Annotated in this window: 28 protein-coding genes and 1 pseudogene; 7 read left to right on the forward strand and 22 right to left on the reverse strand. The window is 33.5% G+C overall.

Translation table 11 applies throughout. The features are described 5' to 3' along the window. Positions 1 to 34: 34 nt before the first annotated feature. From AC2CGR_RS08905 to AC2CGR_RS08935, 7 genes and pseudogenes are all read right to left on the reverse strand, one after another. Positions 35 to 616, reverse strand: a complete 582-nt coding sequence (locus AC2CGR_RS08905; protein ID WP_372460098.1) for a uridine kinase family protein — start codon at positions 614 to 616, stop codon at positions 35 to 37. 48 nt (positions 617 to 664) lie between these two features. Beyond that, the gene (locus tag AC2CGR_RS08910; protein ID WP_131102361.1) at positions 665 to 1,045 is read right to left on the reverse strand and encodes a DUF4181 domain-containing protein; all 381 of its coding nucleotides are present in this window, start codon (positions 1,043 to 1,045) and stop codon (positions 665 to 667) included. 19 nt (positions 1,046 to 1,064) lie between these two features. Further along, positions 1,065 to 1,505 (reverse strand): annotated as a pseudogene (locus tag AC2CGR_RS08915) (NUDIX domain-containing protein). A gap of 61 nt (positions 1,506 to 1,566) precedes the next feature. After that, positions 1,567 to 1,929 carry a DUF4181 domain-containing protein gene (locus tag AC2CGR_RS08920; protein ID WP_087963958.1) on the reverse strand — a complete coding sequence of 121 codons (363 nt, stop codon included), beginning with the start codon at positions 1,927 to 1,929 and terminating at the stop codon, positions 1,567 to 1,569. A 17-nt stretch (positions 1,930 to 1,946) separates the two neighbouring features. Beyond that, on the reverse strand, positions 1,947 to 2,783 hold the full coding sequence (locus AC2CGR_RS08925; protein WP_484480756.1) for a PP2C family serine/threonine-protein phosphatase: 837 nt from the start codon (positions 2,781 to 2,783) through the stop codon (positions 1,947 to 1,949). Beyond that, complete coding sequence (locus tag AC2CGR_RS08930; protein ID WP_087963956.1) at positions 2,767 to 3,252, reverse strand: HIT family protein; 486 nt, start codon at positions 3,250 to 3,252, stop codon at positions 2,767 to 2,769. Before AC2CGR_RS08930 ends, AC2CGR_RS08925 begins: the two co-directional genes overlap by 17 nt. Before the next feature lie 106 nt (positions 3,253 to 3,358). Further along, on the reverse strand, positions 3,359 to 3,532 hold the full coding sequence (locus AC2CGR_RS08935) for a glycine zipper domain-containing protein (RefSeq protein WP_142391882.1): 174 nt from the start codon (positions 3,530 to 3,532) through the stop codon (positions 3,359 to 3,361). 217 nt (positions 3,533 to 3,749) lie between these two features. On the opposite strand from AC2CGR_RS08935, the gene AC2CGR_RS08940 reads away from it, so the two are divergent. Then, positions 3,750 to 3,986: a hypothetical protein gene (locus AC2CGR_RS08940; RefSeq protein WP_087963954.1), complete on the forward strand. Its 237-nt coding sequence runs from the start codon at positions 3,750 to 3,752 to the stop codon at positions 3,984 to 3,986. 49 nt (positions 3,987 to 4,035) lie between these two features. Here AC2CGR_RS08940 and AC2CGR_RS08945 read toward each other — a convergent pair whose 3' ends face one another. Beyond that, the gene (locus AC2CGR_RS08945) at positions 4,036 to 4,872 is read right to left on the reverse strand and encodes an ABC transporter permease (RefSeq protein ID WP_001084762.1); all 837 of its coding nucleotides are present in this window, start codon (positions 4,870 to 4,872) and stop codon (positions 4,036 to 4,038) included. Then, positions 4,865 to 6,070, reverse strand: coding sequence for a quaternary amine ABC transporter ATP-binding protein (locus AC2CGR_RS08950; protein ID WP_087963953.1), 1,206 nt, complete (start codon positions 6,068 to 6,070; stop codon positions 4,865 to 4,867). The genes AC2CGR_RS08945 and AC2CGR_RS08950 overlap by 8 nt, the downstream gene beginning before the upstream one ends. A gap of 171 nt (positions 6,071 to 6,241) precedes the next feature. Here AC2CGR_RS08950 and AC2CGR_RS08955 point away from each other — a divergent pair, with 171 nt between their 5' ends. Continuing rightward, positions 6,242 to 7,099, forward strand: a complete 858-nt coding sequence (locus AC2CGR_RS08955; protein ID WP_071725648.1) for a glycine betaine ABC transporter substrate-binding protein — start codon at positions 6,242 to 6,244, stop codon at positions 7,097 to 7,099. A gap of 46 nt (positions 7,100 to 7,145) precedes the next feature. Here AC2CGR_RS08955 and clpP read toward each other — a convergent pair whose 3' ends face one another. Together clpP and AC2CGR_RS08965 are read right to left on the reverse strand one after the other, a co-directional pair. Continuing rightward, positions 7,146 to 7,727: an ATP-dependent Clp endopeptidase proteolytic subunit ClpP gene (gene clpP, locus AC2CGR_RS08960; protein WP_071725649.1), complete on the reverse strand. Its 582-nt coding sequence runs from the start codon at positions 7,725 to 7,727 to the stop codon at positions 7,146 to 7,148. Positions 7,728 to 7,748: 21 nt separating this feature from the next. Beyond that, a complete protein-coding gene (locus AC2CGR_RS08965; protein ID WP_087963952.1) occupies positions 7,749 to 8,435 on the reverse strand; it encodes an RNA polymerase subunit sigma-70 in 687 nt (228 codons plus the stop codon). Between the two features lie 142 nt (positions 8,436 to 8,577). On the opposite strand from AC2CGR_RS08965, the gene AC2CGR_RS08970 reads away from it, so the two are divergent. The 3 genes from AC2CGR_RS08970 to AC2CGR_RS08980 all read left to right on the forward strand — a co-directional run bounded on the left by AC2CGR_RS08970 (position 8,578) and on the right by AC2CGR_RS08980 (position 10,106). Continuing rightward, positions 8,578 to 8,898 (forward strand): 2Fe-2S iron-sulfur cluster-binding protein, encoded by a 321-nt coding sequence (locus tag AC2CGR_RS08970; protein WP_029438605.1) that lies wholly within the window; start codon positions 8,578 to 8,580, stop codon positions 8,896 to 8,898. Between the two features lie 4 nt (positions 8,899 to 8,902). Continuing rightward, entirely contained in the window at positions 8,903 to 9,565 is a 663-nt protein-coding gene (gene rpiA / locus AC2CGR_RS08975) for a ribose-5-phosphate isomerase RpiA (RefSeq protein ID WP_131102364.1), read from the forward strand. 106 nt (positions 9,566 to 9,671) lie between these two features. Further along, the gene (locus tag AC2CGR_RS08980) at positions 9,672 to 10,106 is read left to right on the forward strand and encodes a GNAT family N-acetyltransferase (RefSeq protein ID WP_087963950.1); all 435 of its coding nucleotides are present in this window, start codon (positions 9,672 to 9,674) and stop codon (positions 10,104 to 10,106) included. A 130-nt stretch (positions 10,107 to 10,236) separates the two neighbouring features. Here AC2CGR_RS08980 and AC2CGR_RS08985 read toward each other — a convergent pair whose 3' ends face one another. From AC2CGR_RS08985 to AC2CGR_RS09025, 9 genes are all read right to left on the reverse strand, one after another. Further along, positions 10,237 to 11,604 (reverse strand): lytic polysaccharide monooxygenase, encoded by a 1,368-nt coding sequence (locus AC2CGR_RS08985; RefSeq protein ID WP_484480757.1) that lies wholly within the window; start codon positions 11,602 to 11,604, stop codon positions 10,237 to 10,239. 354 nt (positions 11,605 to 11,958) lie between these two features. Next, entirely contained in the window at positions 11,959 to 13,152 is a 1,194-nt protein-coding gene (locus AC2CGR_RS08990; RefSeq protein ID WP_270185091.1) for a macrolide family glycosyltransferase, read from the reverse strand. A gap of 85 nt (positions 13,153 to 13,237) precedes the next feature. Continuing rightward, positions 13,238 to 13,918 (reverse strand): formylglycine-generating enzyme family protein, encoded by a 681-nt coding sequence (locus AC2CGR_RS08995; protein WP_087963947.1) that lies wholly within the window; start codon positions 13,916 to 13,918, stop codon positions 13,238 to 13,240. 146 nt (positions 13,919 to 14,064) lie between these two features. Continuing rightward, positions 14,065 to 14,568: a DNA topology modulation protein gene (locus AC2CGR_RS09000; protein WP_087963946.1), complete on the reverse strand. Its 504-nt coding sequence runs from the start codon at positions 14,566 to 14,568 to the stop codon at positions 14,065 to 14,067. Further along, positions 14,565 to 15,353, reverse strand: coding sequence for a phosphotransferase enzyme family protein (locus AC2CGR_RS09005; RefSeq protein ID WP_240687569.1), 789 nt, complete (start codon positions 15,351 to 15,353; stop codon positions 14,565 to 14,567). Before AC2CGR_RS09005 ends, AC2CGR_RS09000 begins: the two co-directional genes overlap by 4 nt. Continuing rightward, positions 15,328 to 15,714 carry a ribosomal maturation YjgA family protein gene (locus AC2CGR_RS09010; protein WP_087963945.1) on the reverse strand — a complete coding sequence of 129 codons (387 nt, stop codon included), beginning with the start codon at positions 15,712 to 15,714 and terminating at the stop codon, positions 15,328 to 15,330. Before AC2CGR_RS09010 ends, AC2CGR_RS09005 begins: the two co-directional genes overlap by 26 nt. Positions 15,715 to 15,779: 65 nt before the next feature. After that, a complete protein-coding gene (locus tag AC2CGR_RS09015; protein ID WP_071715675.1) occupies positions 15,780 to 16,487 on the reverse strand; it encodes a class I SAM-dependent methyltransferase in 708 nt (235 codons plus the stop codon). Between the two features lie 21 nt (positions 16,488 to 16,508). After that, positions 16,509 to 16,862, reverse strand: a complete 354-nt coding sequence (locus AC2CGR_RS09020; RefSeq protein WP_000648514.1) for an MmcQ/YjbR family DNA-binding protein — start codon at positions 16,860 to 16,862, stop codon at positions 16,509 to 16,511. A gap of 13 nt (positions 16,863 to 16,875) precedes the next feature. Then, positions 16,876 to 17,283 (reverse strand): GNAT family N-acetyltransferase, encoded by a 408-nt coding sequence (locus AC2CGR_RS09025; protein ID WP_087963944.1) that lies wholly within the window; start codon positions 17,281 to 17,283, stop codon positions 16,876 to 16,878. Positions 17,284 to 17,713: 430 nt separating this feature from the next. On the opposite strand from AC2CGR_RS09025, the gene AC2CGR_RS09030 reads away from it, so the two are divergent. After that, a complete protein-coding gene (locus tag AC2CGR_RS09030) occupies positions 17,714 to 19,099 on the forward strand; it encodes an S-layer homology domain-containing protein (protein WP_087963943.1) in 1,386 nt (461 codons plus the stop codon). A gap of 2 nt (positions 19,100 to 19,101) precedes the next feature. Further along, entirely contained in the window at positions 19,102 to 19,314 is a 213-nt protein-coding gene (locus tag AC2CGR_RS09035) for a DUF3006 domain-containing protein (RefSeq protein ID WP_000820165.1), read from the forward strand. A gap of 66 nt (positions 19,315 to 19,380) precedes the next feature. Here AC2CGR_RS09035 and AC2CGR_RS09040 read toward each other — a convergent pair whose 3' ends face one another. Further along, positions 19,381 to 20,187: a GH25 family lysozyme gene (locus AC2CGR_RS09040; RefSeq protein WP_087963942.1), complete on the reverse strand. Its 807-nt coding sequence runs from the start codon at positions 20,185 to 20,187 to the stop codon at positions 19,381 to 19,383. A gap of 276 nt (positions 20,188 to 20,463) precedes the next feature. Then, a complete protein-coding gene (locus AC2CGR_RS09045) occupies positions 20,464 to 20,880 on the reverse strand; it encodes a GNAT family N-acetyltransferase (protein ID WP_061687947.1) in 417 nt (138 codons plus the stop codon). Between the last annotated feature and the right edge of the window lie 10 nt (positions 20,881 to 20,890).

Below are 20,890 nucleotides of genomic sequence, written 5' to 3' on the forward strand. Positions count from 1 at the left end.
ATAAATAAGAAACCATTTAGCAGTAGATGGTTTCTTATTTATTAGTTATTTCATTATTTGTGCCATCAATAATAACATCTGCAAATTCATGTGGCTTATGACTTTCTACATACATATCTTCAGCAACCATCCAATTGTTTTCCCACATATCGCGCGCAGCTTCCCCGTCTCTAGCAATCCCTCTTTTTATACGTGTTTCACGAGGACAATTCACCCATATTTTCAAATCATACATTTCCGCTAGCTCCTGACGTGTTGCATATACACCTTCAATAATTACAATACCACTGGCAGGAACAATATGGGATCCAACTAAAGAATCCTTTTCCCAATCATAACGCTTATAACGCCCTTCTAATCCATTACTAATAGGATCTAAAACTTCTTGTAAAAGACGTTTCCAGTCAAAATCTGCACCAATCGATTTATTCGTAGGATGTACATTTACAATCTTTGCAGATGGTAAATAAAAATCATCCATATGTACAACCGTTACAGTTGAAAAATCACTTTTTATTTTATTAGCTAACGTACTTTTACCTGCACCGCCACAACCATCAATACCTATTATTATTACTGATTGTTCCGTACATTTTTCTTGAATTCTTTCAATCATTTCATTTAACCCCAAATTATTCTATCTCCTTATTTTATTCTTTTCGTTTTAAATTGAAAACGGATCAAAGTAAATGAGCGATGAAATCATAACTGTAAATGCCAATAAACCGATTATCGAAAGAATATATTCCTTCGATTCCCTATCATATTTCCACTCCATCCATGCCCTTAACGTCCATAGCGTTCCAAAAAAAATGAAAAAAGCATACCCTACATTTGCATTTTCAAAGCTATTTATATAAATAAAGCCACTTATAAGATAAATAATAAACAAGCCTATTTCCAATTTCACATGTAGACTATTTACATGTTTATATCCAAAGAAACCTCTCTTCTGCATGTTCAACTTTCTTCTTAAAAATTGTTCCAAAAAGTAGCCACCTATACAAAGAAAAAAGATTATAATCCAAAACGTATAGGTTCTCATTTACATTCCTCCTATTACTTTATTTATCTTTAGAAATAAATTGGACTATTTTACGATCATTCTCTTCTAAATAACTTACAATTCCTTCAGGATATGTTAGTTTCTCCTTTAATTCCTCTATGCCCTTCCATATTAATATAATATTCTCATATTCTTTATGTCTTATTTCATTTGTAACCCTCTCTTTAACAACTCCTCAATGTATCAATGTACAATGATGTCCTTTTTCGTTGTTCCACTCGAAAATATGTTCATTTACTACGGCTAATTCTTGAACATCAATCTTCAAATCGTATTCTTCCATTAATTCTCTTACTATTGCTTCTTTTGCTGTTTCACCAAATTCAATAGAGCCTCCTGGAAAACGATAAAATGTTTCACTTAAATCACATTGTACTAGTACTTTAGAATGATCTTTATTTAAAATCATTACTTCAGCGCGTAATCGAGGACTTTTCATTTCTTCTCTCCTTATAATTTCTCATTATATGATATTACGATAGTGTTGCAATCAATATGTATTAAATAAGGAAATATAGTATTATCCCCGTTATCATTAATGAAATAGCTCCGCCTAAGGATATCAAAAACTCCTTTGATTCTCGATCATATTTCCATTCCATATATGATTCGAAACTATATAATGTAATTAAAAACAGAAAAGGTAGAAAACCCATGTATAGAGGATTCGAAAGAAAAGAGCATATAATTATAACTACTATATAAGAAAAAATAATAATCCTGTTTCCCCATTTATGCAGCTTGTTTACATATTTATTATTCCATCCTTTTTGTTTCGGTATATTTAGCCTTTTTCTCACTATATTTTCTAAAACAACTAAGAATATGATCCATAAAACTAATACAACTACTTTCACATGCATTAGAGAGATCACCTCCTTTATCTTATCGTCTGGATTTTGTCCGGCTGATCACTCGGATACGTAGTACTCATTTTGTTCTCTACGTCCCAACTAATAATCGTCGCACTATCTCTTCCTAATTGCTGATGAACATGTTCTAAAACATTATGAATATTTTCTTTGAGTATGTAATTATTTCTATTCATATCACTATACAGATTTATAGGAGTTTCATACCGACGTTCCCCGCATTCTAATACCCCATCTGTCACCATTACAATTCGATTCTTTCCATTACGTAATTCACGAATGCCTGTTGAATAACAAGGAACAGGGAAATCAAATGTGTTTACATTTCCAATCCATTCGTAAAAATGACGTTGATTTAATGCATATTGTCCTAACTTATGTAACTCTTCATGAAATACATACACTAAACAGTCTCCAATAGATAGCCACCATATATAATTTTCTTTTCTTACACATAGTAAGCAAGCAGTTTCACCTTTAATTCTTTGACACTTTTCCTTAAATGAAGAAGATTGAAAGATAGTAAGAATATGATTTTCAATAGATCGAAATACTGTATCAATCGATTCATTCATCATTTCTTTTATATTTTCATATTCTTTTTGAATTGTATTTACTACTAAATCAACACTTTCTGCACTATTATGTCCATCTAATATAGCTGCAAATTCCCAATCACCATTTGACCAAACTAACGCACCATCTTCGTTCTTTTTTGCTCCGGCACTAATATTTCCACCATATGCACCGAGCACGATATCACCATATTGCTTTACCGAAATTTCATCTAAACACATTTCTCTACTTCCAACCCATGAATGTTGTCTATTATTTGTTGTATGCATATTCACTCACCATATACTTTCGTAATCTTTCGCATAGTTTTTTGATTTTTTCTGCGTCACCATAAGGCGCACCGTTCCATTTCGCTACTTCAGTCGGTGACCAAAACTCTTTTGGTGTATTTGCATAACGCGGTATGATGTGCATATGCATATGTGGTACACCATTTCCTGAAACAAAAGTGTAAATATGTTCAGCACCTTCACTTTCTTTTAGCGCTTTACTTACTCTACTTGTTATAAGTCCGAACGCTTTCGCTTCTTCATCTGTTAGTTCAGCAAGGCCGGGTACATGTCTTTTTATATCTATCATTACATAACCAAGGTATGTTTCTTCACTATCCCAGTAGACATGTCCAACGTAAACGAGTTCATCTTCGTAAATAGCTCCACCTGGAACTGTAATGTTTCCTTTATGTTTTTCGCAAATGAAGCAGTTTTGTTCTACTTGATTATTTGTTGACATATCCATCACCATCCTTTTTATTTATAATATCATAAAAAAAGGAAAAATAGGATTTATATTCCGAAAATTCATTCTTTTGAAGTATTATCTTTTGAAAGAAATTTAAAACTCACTATTTCTTCAAAAACGCAATTCCAATTACGACCCCAATCACAATTCCGATTACTAAATTATTTGTAAAATAACCTTGGAATACACCGATTACAACTCCTATACCAATACCTATTGCCAAAGCATCATTTTTATTATTTTTATTATTTTTAGCCAAAATTACATCTCCTCCCATCATTTCTCGCTAAATAACATACACTTACTTGAATGTATTAATATATTCACTATCTCACTTGAACATTTCCAAAAAATGTACTTTACCTTCATATATAATATTTTCCATTTTCTGTACATACTCCTTTTACACTGGAAAAATTTCAAGTAACCATTAAGTATATATAGGCATTTACTATAAGAAAGATCAGTCATTTATTTAAGGGGGAACGATTAAAATACATCCTCATTGGAATCCAAATATAAATCAACAATATGTTTATTCTCCTCATCTCGTAAGGAATACATTGCATCATGATTCACAATATATGATGCAGCGTATTGCAAGTCTTGAAAATCAATTAGCGAAATTAATCTCATTAATTGAAGAAAATAATCATGTAATTAAATCAATTGAACAACAGCAAAACCAAGTTTGTGCGCCAGCTGGCGTTTCTGTTATTGTTCGTATGTAATCTGATTCAAACAAAAAACACACTTTGTATAATAAAGTGTGTTTTTTTGTTATCTTCTTTTTTGATGAAATCCTTGTGTAATGCGGTCTAATATAATCGCAATGACAACAATAGCTAGTCCGGCCTCAAATCCCATTCCGATATTAACTTGTGTTACAGAGCGGTATACATCAACCCCAAGACCTGGTGCTCCTACAAGAGATGCTGTTACTACCATAGATAAAGAAAGCATAATGCTTTGATTCACACCAGCCATGATCGTTCCAGTTGCGAGTGGTAATTGTACTTTAAATAATTTTTGTGATGCGGTTGAGCCAAATGCATTCGCTGCTTCAATTAAATCTTCTGGAACTTGTCTAATTCCTAAATCAGTAAAACGAATTGTCGGTGGCATTGCAAAGATTACTGATGCAATAATCCCCGGTACCACACCTACTCCGAAAAATGTAATCGCGGGAATAAGATATACGAAAGCCGGCATGGTTTGCATAAAATCTAATGTCGGTTTTAAAAATTTTGAAAACCGTTCATTTTGCGAAGCTAAAATACCGATTGGGATACCTACAATGATTGAAATAATAACAGATGTAAGTACAAGAGCTAATGTTTGCATTGTTTGTGCCCAGTAGTTAATATTTAAAATAAACAATAACCCGATCAGTGTAAAAATGACTAAAGATACTTTTCTTGTTGTGTACCAAATGAGGAAACAAAGGATGATAATCATCAATATGGCTGGTATTATTGTTAAAAAATTAGTGAGTAAATCAACGAATCCGCCGATAATATAAGAGAACCCTCGGAATAAGCCTTCAAAGTGCTCATATAAACTTGCAACAAATGAGTCGACCCATTCCCCTAAAGGAATACGTGGTATACTATTCATCGTCTTTCACCTCTTCCTCAATATTACCTGCAAGAGCTTGAATGACACTTTCACGTTTAATAATTCCTCTTAGCCTTTTCTTCTCATCGATTACTGGTAACGGATATTTCATCTCCGCCATTTTCGCATACGTTTCTTCAAGTAAAGTATCTAAATACACATGCGGAATATCGGTAAGTAATAAATCAGCAATTGGCCACTGTTTTTGAACTGCTTTACTTGCATCATCCGCAGTTAATATACCTAAAAATTCATACTTTTTGTTTACAACATATACAGTAGAAACTCCGGCATTCCTCATAATTTGAAGTGCTACACGTGGTCCACGATCAATTAATAATGTCTCCGGTCGTTTTAATATAGATTCCGCTGTAATTACTTTTCCTAAATTCACATCCGCCACGAATTTCTCTACAAATTCATTGGCAGGGCTCATCATAATTTCTTCCGGTGTTCCAATTTGGACAACCTCTCCATCCTTCATTAACGCAATTCGATCACCAATTCGAAGGGCTTCATCTAAATCATGCGTAATAAAAATAATTGTTTTTTCCATTTTGTCTTGTAATTCTAATAGCTCATCTTGCATTTCTTTTCGAATAAGTGGATCTAACGCACTAAATGACTCATCCATAAGTAAAACATCCGGATCATTCGTAAGCGCTCTTGCAATGCCAACACGCTGCTGCATACCACCACTAAGTTGACTTGGATAATTATCTTTATGATGGTCTAGGCCAACTAATTTCAAAGACTCTAACGCCTTTCTCTCTCGTTCCTCTACTGGTACTCCTTGTATTTCTAATCCGTATGCCACGTTTTGCAAAACAGTACGATGCGGGAATAGAGCGAATTTCTGAAAGACCATGCTCATCTTCGTTCTTCTCACTCTTCGTAACTCTTCTTTTCCCATCGTTGCGATGTCTTCACCATCTATGTATATATGCCCCGCTGTTGGTCTAATTAATTGGTTTAACATACGAACTAACGTAGATTTCCCACTACCAGACAAACCCATAATTACAAAAATTTCTCCAGTATATACTTCAAACGTTGCCTTTTTCACACCAACGTTCATTCCTGTCTCTTTCAAAATTTCTGATTTACTTTTTCCCTCTTTTAATAAGGAAAGGGCTCTTTGCGGGTGTTTCCCAAATACTTTTGTTACGTTTTCAACACGCACCTTTGTATTATCCATGTCACTACTCCTTTTCTACCCATCTATTCACATAGTGTTGCGATTTTACAAAGAAATATTACATAAAAATGACATTCATAAGATTTCTTTAAAATTCTCGTTTCCGTTCATAATAAGAATGCTTACTTATACATTTATTTAAAAAGGCAAACGTTTCTTAGGAGGTTTTCAATGCGAAAGAAAATATGGCTTATATGCCTTGCATTATTTATTACTATGATTTTCACTTCATGTAATGCAACAAATGCAAATTCGAAAGGGAAAATTAAACTTGGTGTAACAAGTTGGAAAGAAAACATTGCAACTGCGAACATGTGGAAAGTTCTATTAGAACAAAAAGGCTATAAAGTTGAGCTCATGTATTTAGAAAAAGCGGCAATTTGGACTGGTGTCGCTCGCGGTGATGTTGATGCTAATTTAGAAGTATGGCTACCCGTTACGGATAAACCGCTAAACAATCGTTATAAAGATGATATTGTCTTAAAATCAAAATGGTATGAAGGTACCGGACTTGGTCTTGTCGTACCATCTTATATGAAAAACATAAACAGTATCGAGGATTTAAATGCTCATAAAGATGAACTAGATAACAAAATTGTCGGTATAGAACCCGGTAGTAGTCTTATGAATTTAACGAATAAAGCAATGAAGGAATATGATATAAAACTAAAACTTGTCCAATCTTCTGAAGCTGCGATGATGAGTGAATTAAAGAAAGCATATACGAAAAAGAAACCAATCGCTGTTACGCTTTGGAATCCGCATTGGGGCTTTTCAGAATTTGACTTAAAATACTTAAAAGACCCTAAGAAAGTATATGGTGAAAAAGATGACATTTATTACTCTGTTCGTAAAGGTTTCGAAAAAGATCATCCGGATATCATAAAATACTTTGACAAATGGAAAATGAACGATGAACAGCTTGGTACATTAATGGTCGAGTTAAATAAAACGAAAGATCCCGAAGAAGCGGCGCGAAAATGGATTAAGAAGAATCAAGTGCTAGTTAATGAATGGGTAAAAGATTAATAAAAACAGGCTAGAGGATTCGCATATCCTCTAGCCTGTTTTTATCTTATTTTTTCGTAACAACACCATCTACAATCCCATATGCCTTCGCTTCTTCTGCGGTCATAAAATAATCTCTTTCTGTATCATGTGCTACCCTTTCAATCGGTTGCCCTGTTTTTTCTGCAATCATTTTATTAATATCATGCTTTAATTTTAAAATTCTTTTTGCTGTTATTTCAATTTCTGTTGCTTGCCCTTGTGCGCCACCTAGCGGCTGATGAATCATAATTTCACTATTTGGGAGTGCAAATCGTTTTCCTTTTGCACCTGATAATAGTAACAATGCACCAAATGATGCTGCAAAGCCCATGCATAGCGTTTGTACATCAGGTTTGATTAAATTCATTGTATCTAATATAGCAAATCCCGCTGTCGTTGATCCGCCGGGGCTATTAATGTATAAAAATATATCTTTCTCTGCATCTTCTGCTTCTAAAAATAATAATTGAGCTACGACACTACTTGCTACTTGATCATTTATTTCTGAACCGATAATAATAATACGGTCTTTCAATAACCTTGAATATATATCATAGGAACGTTCTCCTAATTTCGTTTGTTCCACTACATATGGAATTGCATTCATTTTATATCCCTCCAATAATTGTTATGCTGCTAAAAGCATACAACTGTATGAAGAAGGGTTTTTCGCATTAAATAATAAGACTGGCTGTTTAGATGGTAACTTAGTAAAATCTATTGTCGGAAGAAGCTTTGTTAATAATTCCGGTCTCTCCTCTCGAATAGACGTTACTACAACTTCCATATCATCTGTGAATTCAACGATCTCAATCCCTTCTTCACTTACAGTTTTCAGCCTATTTCTACTACGAAACAAAGAAGCTTTTACTGCCCCTTCCGATACGGAACATACTTTAGCAATATCAGCGATACTATATTGAAAAACATCCTTTAATAATAAAATCGTGGATTGCTGTACATTTAATGAAGATAATACTTTCCCTACCATTTCATGCAAATCTGCAATATTCTCTTGTGGTTCTTCAAAAGTGATTTGTTCTCTTATTTTTTCATGAACAGACTTAGACTTCATCTGATCTAACCAACGATTTCTTGCTATTTTATAGACGAGTGTCATACAAATATCTTTATTTCTATATTTTTGAAGTACTTTACACACTGTTTCTTGGGCAAGATCTTCCCCATCCCATTTGTTTTTCGTTAAAAAAGTACAGTATCTTTTTAACTCTCCATATTGCTCAATTAAAAAGTTTATATTTGAATGATTCATATCGATATGATTTTTTAAAATATGAGTTACTTTTGTGCACAAAATAACCACTCCTTTTCAGCGCTTACTTAATAAACGATTCAACATTAAAAAAAGTTACGGGGATATAAAAAAATTATGTTTATGTTCAATAATTCGCGGTCATAAATATGTTATGTACAATTTTACGTGAGGAGGAACAAATTTGCCAAAATTAACAATTGAAGGTACGGGAACTTTTGATGTAAAAGAAGGCACAAAATTAGTATTAGCGATTGAAGACAACGGTGTAAACATACTCCATCGTTGTGGCGGAAAAGCACGTTGCACAACTTGTAGAGTAGAAATTATAGCGGGTGATTTTTGTGAAGCGAGTGCGAATGAAAAAAATGCGATGACGGAAAAAGGGATTGAGGATCATTTACGATTATCTTGTCAAATGCATGTACATAAGGATATAGTCGTTCGTCCGGTACTTACAGTTGAAAATTCAGGTCTTGATGCTGGGCCGCGTCCGGCGGAGTAAAGCGATGAATTTAAAACAGCTCGCTGGTGAATATGCTGCTAACTTTGTAAAAGATGGCATGAAGATTGGGCTTGGTACAGGTTCTACTGTATATTGGACAATACAAAAATTAGGTGAGCGTGTAAAAGAAGGATTATCATTTCAAGCTGTACCGACATCAAAAGAAACTGAAACATTAGCACATCAACTAAATATCCCTCTAATTTCGTTAAACGACGTACAAAATCTTGATCTTACAATTGATGGAGCGGATGAAATTGATTCAAATTTACAACTTATAAAAGGAGGCGGTGGCGCATTACTTCGCGAAAAAATCGTTGCCTCTTCCTCTAAAGAACTACTTATCATTGCTGATGAATCGAAACTTGTAACGCATTTAGGTACTTTCCCATTACCTGTTGAAATTATACCTTTTTCATGGAAACAAACCGAAAGTAAAATTCAAGCGTTAGGTTGTCAAACAACGTTACGTTTAAAAAATAATGAAACGTTTATTACCGATAACCATAACATAATTATTGATTGTGTATTTCCTCATAGCATAACTAATCCTGCCAATTTACACACGCAATTAAAAATGATTACTGGTGTAGTTGAAACAGGATTGTTTGTTAATATGACTAGTAAGGTGATAATTGGAACAAAAAACGGGATACAGGAATTATAATGAATGCTGACTGTTACAGTCAGCTTTTTATATTTTCTCTTTATTACGTATCATTATGATATACTATGAAAACAAAAGCACATTACACTAGAAAGGGCTGAACAAATTGTACTCCAAACTCATAACAGAACTTACAGATTTAGAAACTGCCTTCTACATTCGAAAAGAAGTATTTGTAAAAGAACAAAATGTCCCTCTTGAAGATGAATTCGATACATTCGATGAAATCGGTGAGAAGTGTAAACATATTTTAGTTTATTATAATGAGCTTCCTGTTGGTACAGGGCGCATACGATTTGTTGATGGAACTGGAAAATTAGAACGTATTTGTATTTTAAAAGACTATCGTAAATACGGATTAGGAAAAGTAATTATTCAAGCGTTAGAAGAAATTGCTCGTGAAAAAGAAAATGCAAAAGTAAAACTACACGGCCAAACACAAGCTGAAGGATTTTATAAAAAATTAGGTTATCAAACTTCTTCTGATGTATTTATGGAAGACGGTATTCCGCATATACTTATGACAAAAATGTTATCATAATAAAAAGGGTAGTATATGAAACTACTTTACGTATTCATATACTACCCTTTTTTATTAATAGAAAAATGAATTCTCAAGATGTCCTTTTGCATCAAAGCCCATTATCTCTTAGTTCATACCTTAGTAAAGCTTATACTGTTTTCCATAATGATAAGGCATAAATCCAGTTTGGATCCCCATTTCCTTTATAACTCTGAACTGCTTCATATACTTTTCCCTCGTATAGAACTCTATCTCCCTTTTCATATGCTTTCGTTGCATCCCATTCTTCGTATGAAGCGCTTTCAGTTTTTGTAGTAATTGTGAATATATCACTCTGTACAGATTCATTTCCAGCTTTATCAACAGCTTTCACTACATATTTATAAGTAGTATTAGAGAGTAAATTTTTATCCATATAAGAAGTTGTATTAGATGTTGCAATTTTTTTCATTGCACCTTCTGTTTCTCTATAAATATCATAATGGTCTACACCAATATTATCGTCAGATGGACTCCACATTAAATCCACACTTGACGCTGTCGTTCCCATACTATGTAATCCTTTTGGTTGTGTTGGTGCTTCTGTATCAGGAGCCTCAACTGCCGTTTTTACTGTAAGCTTTGCACTTTCTTTCGAAGCATTTCCAGCCGCGTCAATCGCTTTTACAGTATAAGAATATTCCGTGCTTGGTTGTAATTTTTTATCAATATAATGAGTGCCCGGTACTGTGTCAATCATCTCTCCGTTACGGAAGATTTGATATCCTTTTACCCCTACATTATCCGTAGAAGCGGTCCATGCTAGTTCAATACTATGCGCTGTTACTTTTTGGGCCTGAATTCCATTTGGAATACTTGGAGCCTCTGTATCTGGTTTTACGTTATTGATGAGATTAACATCAATAACATTATAGAATGCATTTGCTGTATCGGCTACATCCCATACTGCTAAAATCACATGATATCCACTACGATCAGTAGGTACATTGATTTTGTGAGTTAAATGATTTGAGGCTGCAGACCCATCATGTTGTACAGTTCCAATTGGTTCAAAATCTGCTCTTGTGAGCGCCTTATTTGGGTTCCATCCTTTTTTTGTAATATAGTAATGCCATTTGCTCGTTAAATGAGGCGCTGTATACTTCCAAGTAAATGTATTTTCTCCACCAGTGATTGTATTTTTAAACCAACGATCTGCTGTTTGTTGATCTAACACACCACCAAATTTACCACCTGCAGAAGCGATTTGTCCATCAACTGGGCCACCTTGTGGGAAGCCTTTTGGAGCTTCTAAACTTTGTGGTTCATACATAACACTTCCGCAATTTACATTTAGTGCACCATAGGTTGGACTACATAAAGCAGATCGGCTGCCAGGTTTTTCAACAAAACCGTGCGCGTATGCGTTTTGAGGAATAAGTGTCGTGCCAATAATTCCAGCTGTTAATGCAACAGCTCCTAGACTTTTTTTGTTCATTTTCATGTTTTGTAGTTGTTTTAAAAATCGATTCTTCATATTCCTGTCCCCTTCTTGTTATACTTCGTAGTGTAATGTGGGCTTTGATGTAAAAGAATAACAAAGGAGAATCTTGTATCGATGTATGTGTTAGTTATACATACACCGCAGTGAAAATATATTCATTAAGTGAAATATTTCACTTAATGAATATATCATGACATAAAAATTAACAAAGTATGTGCAGAAGTTGTGCAGGAACTATGAAATCATTAGTAACACGTAAAACTATCGGCTGAATTTGTAAAACAGAATATTTAACCTTTCAATAAAATTGATTCTTTGCAACATATAATAGAAAAGTGTCTATATCATTTCATATAGACACTCTTCTCATGTATAATCTTTCATTTATCACTGACCTATATATGTAAAAATCGCATCAACAGCTTCCTTATAGCCACCAGATTTTTGGAAAGACTTCTTCAAATACAATGTAGCTTCTTTATAGGATGGATTATTTAATACAAGTTCTACACTTTCACGTAGTTGTTCCACAGTTAATTCTTTCATAGATAACTTAATCCCAGCTCCTAGATTCTCTACTTGCTTTGCGATTACTGGCTGATCTGCACTTTGCGGAATTACAATGAGTGGAATCCCGTTATTTAATCCTTCATGTGTACTGTTCATTCCGCCATGTGTAATAAACAACTTTGTATATGCAAGTAGTTTAGTTTGTGGTACATAGCTTTTCACAATGAAGTTTTTAGGAATAGTACCTAAATCACTTATTTTCGTTTTATTACCAATAGACATCACAATAGTATGCTCACTATTTTCAAACGTCTTCATACAGAGTTTATAAAAATCAAGCGCTTCATTAAAAACAGTGCCTAGAGAAATATAAATTGGGCTTTTTTCTTCAATTGAAGTAAAATCAAAGTCTTCATTTTTTACTTGTGAAGAAATAGATGGGCCTACAAATTTATATGTTTCATCAAACGTATCACCAAAAGGTTGAAATTCTTTAATCGTATACACAATAGTGAGTGATGCTGGATTACAAAAAACTTCATACGGTGAGTTTATTTCTACATTATATTTTTCTGCAATTCCTTTTGTTAAGTTTTGAAAATCTTTATGTATTCTATCCTGAATTTCCAGCGGGATATTTTTAGAAAGGTGGTCTAACATTTGTTTAAATGATCTTTCATCCTGCGCAAAAGATGTGCAGGAATTTATGGCAGGAAGATTGAGAATTTGAGCAATTATTTGCCCGCAACCAAACATCGAATCATGAATCATATAATCAAAATGTTCTCCCTCAATTTGTTCAAGAACACTTGGTATAATAATATCTGCTGTATGTAGAAGGCCGTTTATTCTTTCCTGCAAATAATTTCGGCCACCGGAAAGAAAAGCTTTTATAAACCTTTGGTCGTCAATTGTTCTTACAATAGCCCCTGTTTTTTCAATACGTTCTCTGAATGCTTCTATTGAAAAATAAACTACCTCTTCCCCGCGCGAAACTAATTCTTCTACAACTTGCAACGTTGGATTTATATGTCCTTCTGATCCAGTATTAATGAATAAAACACGTGCCACTTTAAACACTCCTTAAGTCAAATCTTTTCTATCATATTAAAAATATGGATACTCTCCAAAATCTTTGTTTTATACTATTCTTTTATTAAATTGACCTTGCAAGCCTAAAACCAAGATCATCTATATGAAATGTAGGATGGCTACGTCGGCGACAAGTCGCGCCACAGCCTCTAGCTTCTTCAGCCCAACTGCCACCTCGAAAAATCCGGTATGATCCATACACCTTTTCATCATACAAATCATAGCACCATTCCCAAACGTTCCCTAACATATCATAAAGTCCCCATGCATTCGGCTCTTTTTTACCAACGTCTTGAATTTGTCCGTTTGAATTTTCATTATACCATGCTATTTTCTGAAGTTCTCCATATGTATATCCTGGCGCACCTGCTTTACATGCGTATTGCCACTCTGCCTCAGACGGTAATCGATAGCCATTTGAATGTAAGTTACAACTAACCTTTTTCCCATCATCTTGTATAGAATAAAACTCTGTAAGCCCTGCTGTTTTAGAGAGTGAATTACAAAAAGTAATTGCATCATGCCATGAAATATTTACAACTGGCTTATTGCTATTTTTATAATCATTACATGTACTATTTATAATAGCATCATATAATTCCATCGTTACAACATACTTTGCAAGAAGAAATGGTTTGATTTGCACTTGCCATTCTTTCTTTATTCGATCATCTCTTAATACTACTTCTCCTTTTGGAATATTGACCATTAATGAATCGATCCTTTGAATTAAATCGTTATTCATTTACTATTCCTCCAAGCATTATTTTTACATAGGTTCCTATTACAAAATACAATTTTCAGGAATGTTTAAATACATCATAGTAAAAAAAGATTAGTTTTATTAAACTAATCTTTAATATCCACAAAGAAGTGTTGTGTCACATGCTATTATATGCGTTCTAAAAACTTCCGAACCTCACTTGAAGATTTTAAAACAATAACCTTTTTCTCTTCTGGCAATTGCTCTAACTCTTTTATAATTGTAGGTCGTTTAACATTAGGATATTCCCATATCCATTTAAAAAATTGCAAATCAAATCTTTCTTCACATCCCGCGCCCATATCCGGTCTTGTTTTATTCCGATATTGTACAACTCTTTTAAAAGCACGATAAACACATATCGTTCTATGAATATCAAGAAAGATAATTGTATCAGCTGCGTTCATTCTTATGTCCATTGTCCCACCATAATTCCCATCAATAATCCACTCATCTTCTTTAACTAATTCATTCTGAACTGTTCTTTGCTCTTCTTTCGGTACCCCTTCCCAATTCGGTTTCCAAAATAGTGCATCAAGATGATGTACTTTAATATTTAGTTTATTTCCTAGCTGTTTTGCCAATGTAGATTTCCCTGAACCACCAGAACCTATTAATATTATTTTTCTCATATTTGCACACTCCTTTCTATTAATTCTTCAATAGTTTGTTTATTAGCAAAAATCCAGAAAAACATCCTTTCATTTAACTTTAATAAATCTTTTAACTGAACAAAATAAGTAATAAAGATAACTTGAATTGAAAGCATGACATACCAAATAGATTGTAGTTCTTCTTTCATTAAAATGTTTTGCTTATTATATCCTTCAAAGATTTTGCTGATGATATGTTGCCACTTTCCTCTTAATTCTTCATCGTTATATAACTCACTCAAAATACTCGTACAACAATAGCATAAATCAAATACTCTAACATTCCTTTCTAAAAGTTCAAAATCTATAAATCCTTGAAATTTATTATCTTTAAAGATTACATTCGATAAGTGCATATCGCGATGAATGATTTGTTTTCGTAATGGGTGAACCTTTTCCTTAAAATCTGTATGTATTTGATTCATTTTTCGAATTACATCCTGATGAACATACTCGTTCTTTTCTAAAGTAGGTAAAGCCCATCCGTATACTACTTTATACAAATCTCTTTTTACTAACTCTTTATTATTATTCACCGAATTAAGTGCTTGATGTAGATTAGCTATTTCTTCTCCAATTGTACTTCCTAGCTCTTTCAGATTTTCTGTATCTTTTATTTCAAGTACACTTCCAGCAACATATTCGTACAAACAATAATACTTCTCTTTATAAAATACATACTTTTCACTATTAATCGTTTCCACTAACTTTTGTACTTTAACCCCCTTTTCAAATCTCTTATTTCTTCCGTAACATAAATTCACAAAACATTCCAATCCCAACACCAATTGTGTAAGCCACCAAATCACTCCACAAAAATCCATAACCTAATACGAGTCCACCTAAAGTCGTTGCACGAACGTTATCTATCCATTCAGCATGGTATAATTGGCTCACTTCAATCCCGTAACAAAACATTAAGCTAATAAAAGCCAATTTCTTCGTTTCTATTTTAGGAAATAAAAATCCAAATCCAATGAAAATCATTAACGCCCATAAAGCATCACCTAAATAATCATTTAATAGAGCTGGCAGCGCAAAAGCAAATTTTCTTGAACTAAGCCCTAAAATAATAACAAGGATTGTAAACATTGCGTATAGTAATCTATTTCGTTTCGTATTCATTTCAAAACTCCTAATTCATCATTTATAACTGCAAAATAGCTAGTAAAATATAATCATTTTACTAGCTATTTATTAACTGCTTTAACAATAAGAAAATGTGGATTTGTATTTAAATAGTAATAAGATTTTTCATTTACTTCTTTCATCTTTTCAACTGGCCTTGGTTCGACCATTTTTTCTAACATAAAATAATTTGTTGTTTCATTAATAATGTCTTGAAGTGACCTTCTAAAAAATTCAACTTCAATTGTAATATTTGGTTTAACCCAAGTATCTACTAATAATTGTTTTTCGAAATAATTTTTACAAGTAAACTTTGTAAAGTCCATAAAAGGATGATGAATGGAGTATATAAATTCTCCACCTGGCTTCAGTACTCGACGAAACTCCTGAAATACTTGATTCCAATTTTCTAAGTAATGAAGAGTTAACGAACTTACAATTACATCAAAAGTATGATCTTCAAACGGTAATACTTCTTGCAAGTCATGACAAAGAAACGTTGCTTTATCCCCCATACTTTCCTTTGCAGCTTTTACCATTTCATAACTTACGTCAATTGCAGTAACATTTGCTCCTCTTTCTACAAATTGAGAAGTATACCATCCAGCTGCACATCCGGCATCTAGTATACTCTTCCCTTCTAATTTCTTTGGAACCATCTCCATCATCGCTGGTCTTTCATAATAGCTGTTATATGGATTTGCCACATCTAGATTTTCTTTATATGTACTCGCTAATTTATCATATGTATCTTTGATCGTGTCTTTCAATACATCCACCCCTTATACATATTAATCTAATAACTCTTGCTGCTTTCTCTTTGAAAATGATTGTAGAACTAAATCATACGACCAATCAATCATCTTATTAATTTGTACCTGTTCTACATCTTTATGTATATACACCGTATTCCAATGTTTTTTATTCATATGATACCCCGGAATGATTGTTTCTGGATACTCTTCTCTTAATCTTAGCGCAAGTTCTGGATCACATTTTAATGTAATTGTCGCTTTTTCGCCTTCTTCATGGTTCAATATCGCAAATATTTTATTATTTAGCCTCATACATGTTGCATTCCAACCATCAGGAGAATCTTCTGTCGCTTTTCTTTTCGATACACAATATGCTCTTGTTGCCTTCATTCTCATTCACACCTCATATTTCTTTTACTATTTGATTACGATGCATCACAATTTGTTTCGTCGCTTGAAATTGTTTTTGACCATAAAACTTTATAAGCTTCTCTCCACAAAATAAGCTCACAATATCGATATGAGATATTTCTTCAAGCAACATTGTAAGCATCTTCTCTCCAATGCCTTTATTCCTTACCCTCTCATGCACAACAACATCTTCTATGTATGCTCGGAAGACACCATCTGAAACAACTCTAGCAAACCCAATTAACTCATTTTCTTCCCATACACCAATCGCTATACTGTTCTTTAACATTTTATCAATATCGATTTCTTTTCTTTCTGGCCACCAACCGACAGAATTGTAAAGCATCTTTATTTTTCCAGCGCATATTGGTTGATCATGTTGTAATTTATAAGTGTACATTTTCTTTCTCCCATTAAATAGAATATATATTATTATAATTAATTTTACGAATAACCCACTTTAGTATAAGCAAGTTCGCTTGCATACTTGTTTGCACTTCTCATTACGTAACTACAATGAAATATCAGCGAATCCCTCAATACGTCTACAAAATGCAGTTTCTCCTCATATGTATTTTCCCTTACGTTCTTTCCTTCACTATAGTTCTGTAGTACAATCTGTTACCAAACCTTCATAAGATTAATTTATAATATAGATTTTACAATTGCAATATATATAGTTCCTAGCTCTATTTCATCACTATGTTTAGATTTGATGAATTCGTAAATACACACACTTACTAATAAGATATTTAACTATTAAACTTTGAATTACTTGTAAGAAATGGTAAAGTTAATAAGATAAAAAATACATTAAGTGAGGCGATTTTTTGAAAAAGTTTAGTTTATTACTAACAACATTTGTCATGATTTTAACATTGTTCATTCCAAATCTTACAAGTGCTAAATCTTTCCCTGATGTCCAATCTAATCATTGGGCAATTAAAGAAATTAACTATTTATCGGATAAAGGGATCATTAAAGGTACGCCAGAAGGAACTTTTAAACCAAGCGATGATGTAACTCGTGGACAAATGGCCTTAATGCTAGATTTATCATTAAAATTAGAAAAACCATCTAGCTATAATCATATTTTTTCCGATGTAGCCAAAGGTATCTATTATTATGATTCTGTACATAAGTTAGCACATAATAACATTGTACAACGTGAAACGAATTATTTCCCTGATCGCTCATTAACTCGTGCAGAAATGGCAAAGGTTTTAGTTAAAACTTTTGATTTAAAACCTACAGGTGCCGACGTCAATTTCCCCGATGTTCCATCTACTCATTGGGGTTACAATTATGTCAAAATTTTAGCTCAAAATAATATTACCACTGGATTGCCTGATGGTACATTTGGTCCAGGTGTAAAAGTAACTCGTGAGCAATTCGCTGCATTCTTGGCTCGTGTATTAGAACCAAATTTTCGTCCTGCTCTTCCTAAGCCTAAAGGAGAGTTAGAAGTTCATTATATTGATGTAGGACAAGGTGATGCTACTTTTATTAAATCGCCAAGTGGAGAAACGATTCTTATTGACGGTGGTAACAACGGAAAAGGTAAAGTAGTAGCAGATTATTTAAAAGGATTAGGATTCCAAACTATTGATTATATGATCGCCACTCATCCTGATGCTGATCATGTAGGCGGATTAGATGAAGTCTTATATTCTATGAATGTAAAAAACGTTTACGCACCTAAAGTAAGTCATACGACACAAACGTTTAAAGACTTTTTAACTGCAGTAGCTAACAAGGGGTTAACTATTAAAGAAACGAAGTCTGGAGTAACTTTACCAATCAATGGTTTAAACTCACAATTTTTAGCTCCTGTTAAAGAATACGGTAACGATCTAAACGAGTGGAGTGCTGTATTAAAAGTAACACATGGCAGCAAATCTTTCTTATTTACTGGTGATGCTGAATCTAAAAGTGAAAAAGATATGGTTGCAACGTACGGTTCCGGCCTAAAATCCGATGTATTAAAACCTGGCCACCATGGAAGTAAGACATCTTCTTCTCAGCCATTTTTAGATGCAGTGAAACCAAGTATCGCTGTGATCAGTGCAGGTACAGGTAACCGATATGGCCATCCTACACAGGAAACTTTAGCAAAGTTAAATGCAATGTCTGTTAAAGTATATAGAACTGATTTAAATGGAACTGTAATTATTACGAGTGATGGTTCTAACATTTCTGTAAGAACGGAGAGATAATTATGAAAAGAGGTATTATTGACCGTTTTGAGGGCGAACTAGCAGTTATTGAAGTGAATAACGTAACAATGGATGTACCTAAATCCAAACTCCCTCCCACTGCAAAAGAGGGGGATGTTCTTATAATTGAGGGTGATACGTATACAATTGATAAGGACGAAACGGATAAAAGAAGACGTGAAATACAAGATTTAATGAATAAGCTATTTGAATAGTAAAAAAGAGCCTTCCAAAACCGGAAGGCTCTTTTTTTTGTACAAATAGTAGCTAGTTATTTTTTATTATTTAACTTCATACCACCATCCTTTTCGATCAAGCCAGCTTTTCATTGCGTTTAATTGCGTATCACTAGTGGGTTCAGTAACAAAATATGTTAAACCATCCGATTGTAAAATGAAGGTAGCAGTCATTTTTAAAGAAGTTAACGCTCCCATAACATCTGGAGTTTCATAAGGTGAAAAAGCTCCAGATTGGATAATATTTTGTTTAGGAACTTGTGCTTGTATGTTTTCTTGTTTTAGTACTGATTCAGTAAACCAAGAAAGTGGTTTATTTCCTATCAATTGGTTTAAATCACATTTACCGATACCCGGTACATTACCTGTCTCGGTGTATTGCCAAATATCACAAGGATATACTGGTTTATTACCGCCATACCTAGGAATCCATACAAAATCACTTTTTACGTTCGCCATACCGAAAGGCTCATATACATGATGCCCAACATATAAGCCAACTTTCTTAGCACCTAATCGGCGTAACTCATCGATAAAAGCTTGTGTACCAGCTCTCATATCATCCATTGTTTTCACTTCTACATCAGCAGCCCAAACGGTAGCACTCTTATCACCACGATTCCAAAAATCTTGTGCCTCCTTCTTCGCATCATCAATTGAAATAAAGCGGCAGAATGCATAGTTACCGAACGGAATATTTCTTGTTTTCATTGCTTGAACATAACTTTTATATAAAGGATCTACATAATTTGAACCATCCTGTACCCTAGCGATTACGAAATCTAATTGTGGAGCTGCTACATCCCAGTTAATGTTACCGTTCCATTTTGAAATATCTACAATGTAACCCATTACTTTACACCTCCTATAACATTATTATATTCAGAGCTCGTCTTATTGCTCTTCCCTTTAAAAAATTCAATACTGTTTGTTAGTGCACATAGTAAATAAGTTACTACCTTCTACAAAGACAGTAACTTATTTATATAACAAAAGAAAATTATTATAATACAAATCGAACTATTTGTTCCCATAATTGCATCAGATTCATTAGTTTCTATAAACTAAAAAGAGCATCACCTTGTTGGCGATGCTTTTAAAATCCACTTTTCTTGTAGAACACGGATACTATAACCTCTTCTCTAAAAAGTGTTGACTATGTCCTTTAGGATGATCTTCAACAACACCATATTCTCGGTAGCCGTGCTTTTTATAAAATTCTGGTGCTTGAAAACTAAATGAATCTAATAATATTAATCTACAACCTTTTTCCTTCGCAATGTCTTCAATTTTATGTAATAATTGACTACCATACCCATCATAACGAACTGATTCATCAACCCATAAAAAATCTATATGAAGATGATAAAAATACATCGTACCTGTTACGCCGCCAAAGATTTTCCCAGCCTCATCCTTCACAACAAAACTTACTTGTTCCATCGGCTGTTTTACTTCATCTGTTAAAATAGACATGTTATATTGAATGACTTTATTTTTTATGTATTCTCCTTCAGCGCGAGTACCATTCTTTATGTGTTTCATATATTCCTTC

It is taken from the genome of Bacillus sp. LSHTCR4, assembly GCF_057197025.1.

Excerpts from the sequence above, each read along its gene's own strand:
- AC2CGR_RS08930 (WP_087963956.1), bottom strand. The coding sequence starts at position 3,252 with ATGGATATGTCAACAAATAATCAAGTAGAACAAAACTGCTTCATTTGC.
- AC2CGR_RS09010 (WP_087963945.1), bottom strand. The coding sequence starts at position 15,714 with ATGAATACGAAACGAAATAGATTACTATACGCAATGTTTACAATCCTT.
- AC2CGR_RS09020 (WP_000648514.1), bottom strand. The coding sequence starts at position 16,862 with ATGAAGGCAACAAGAGCATATTGTGTATCGAAAAGAAAAGCGACAGAA.
- AC2CGR_RS08910 (WP_131102361.1), bottom strand. The coding sequence starts at position 1,045 with ATGAGAACCTATACGTTTTGGATTATAATCTTTTTTCTTTGTATAGGT.
- AC2CGR_RS08935 (WP_142391882.1), bottom strand. The coding sequence starts at position 3,532 with ATGGGAGGAGATGTAATTTTGGCTAAAAATAATAAAAATAATAAAAAT.
- AC2CGR_RS09045 (WP_061687947.1), bottom strand. The coding sequence starts at position 20,880 with ATGAAACACATAAAGAATGGTACTCGCGCTGAAGGAGAATACATAAAA.
- AC2CGR_RS09040 (WP_087963942.1), bottom strand. The coding sequence starts at position 20,187 with ATGGGTTACATTGTAGATATTTCAAAATGGAACGGTAACATTAACTGG.
- AC2CGR_RS08995 (WP_087963947.1), bottom strand. The coding sequence starts at position 13,918 with ATGAATAACGATTTAATTCAAAGGATCGATTCATTAATGGTCAATATT.
- AC2CGR_RS09000 (WP_087963946.1), bottom strand. The coding sequence starts at position 14,568 with ATGAGAAAAATAATATTAATAGGTTCTGGTGGTTCAGGGAAATCTACA.
- AC2CGR_RS08985 (WP_484480757.1), bottom strand. The coding sequence starts at position 11,604 with ATGAAGAATCGATTTTTAAAACAACTACAAAACATGAAAATGAACAAA.
- rpiA (WP_131102364.1), top strand. The coding sequence starts at position 8,903 with ATGAATTTAAAACAGCTCGCTGGTGAATATGCTGCTAACTTTGTAAAA.
- AC2CGR_RS08955 (WP_071725648.1), top strand. The coding sequence starts at position 6,242 with ATGCGAAAGAAAATATGGCTTATATGCCTTGCATTATTTATTACTATG.
- AC2CGR_RS08945 (WP_001084762.1), bottom strand. The coding sequence starts at position 4,872 with ATGAATAGTATACCACGTATTCCTTTAGGGGAATGGGTCGACTCATTT.
- clpP (WP_071725649.1), bottom strand. The coding sequence starts at position 7,727 with ATGAATGCAATTCCATATGTAGTGGAACAAACGAAATTAGGAGAACGT.
- AC2CGR_RS08925 (WP_484480756.1), bottom strand. The coding sequence starts at position 2,783 with ATGCATACAACAAATAATAGACAACATTCATGGGTTGGAAGTAGAGAA.
- AC2CGR_RS09035 (WP_000820165.1), top strand. The coding sequence starts at position 19,102 with ATGAAAAGAGGTATTATTGACCGTTTTGAGGGCGAACTAGCAGTTATT.
- AC2CGR_RS08950 (WP_087963953.1), bottom strand. The coding sequence starts at position 6,070 with ATGGATAATACAAAGGTGCGTGTTGAAAACGTAACAAAAGTATTTGGG.
- AC2CGR_RS08905 (WP_372460098.1), bottom strand. The coding sequence starts at position 616 with ATGATTGAAAGAATTCAAGAAAAATGTACGGAACAATCAGTAATAATA.
- AC2CGR_RS08920 (WP_087963958.1), bottom strand. The coding sequence starts at position 1,929 with ATGCATGTGAAAGTAGTTGTATTAGTTTTATGGATCATATTCTTAGTT.
- AC2CGR_RS09025 (WP_087963944.1), bottom strand. The coding sequence starts at position 17,283 with ATGTACACTTATAAATTACAACATGATCAACCAATATGCGCTGGAAAA.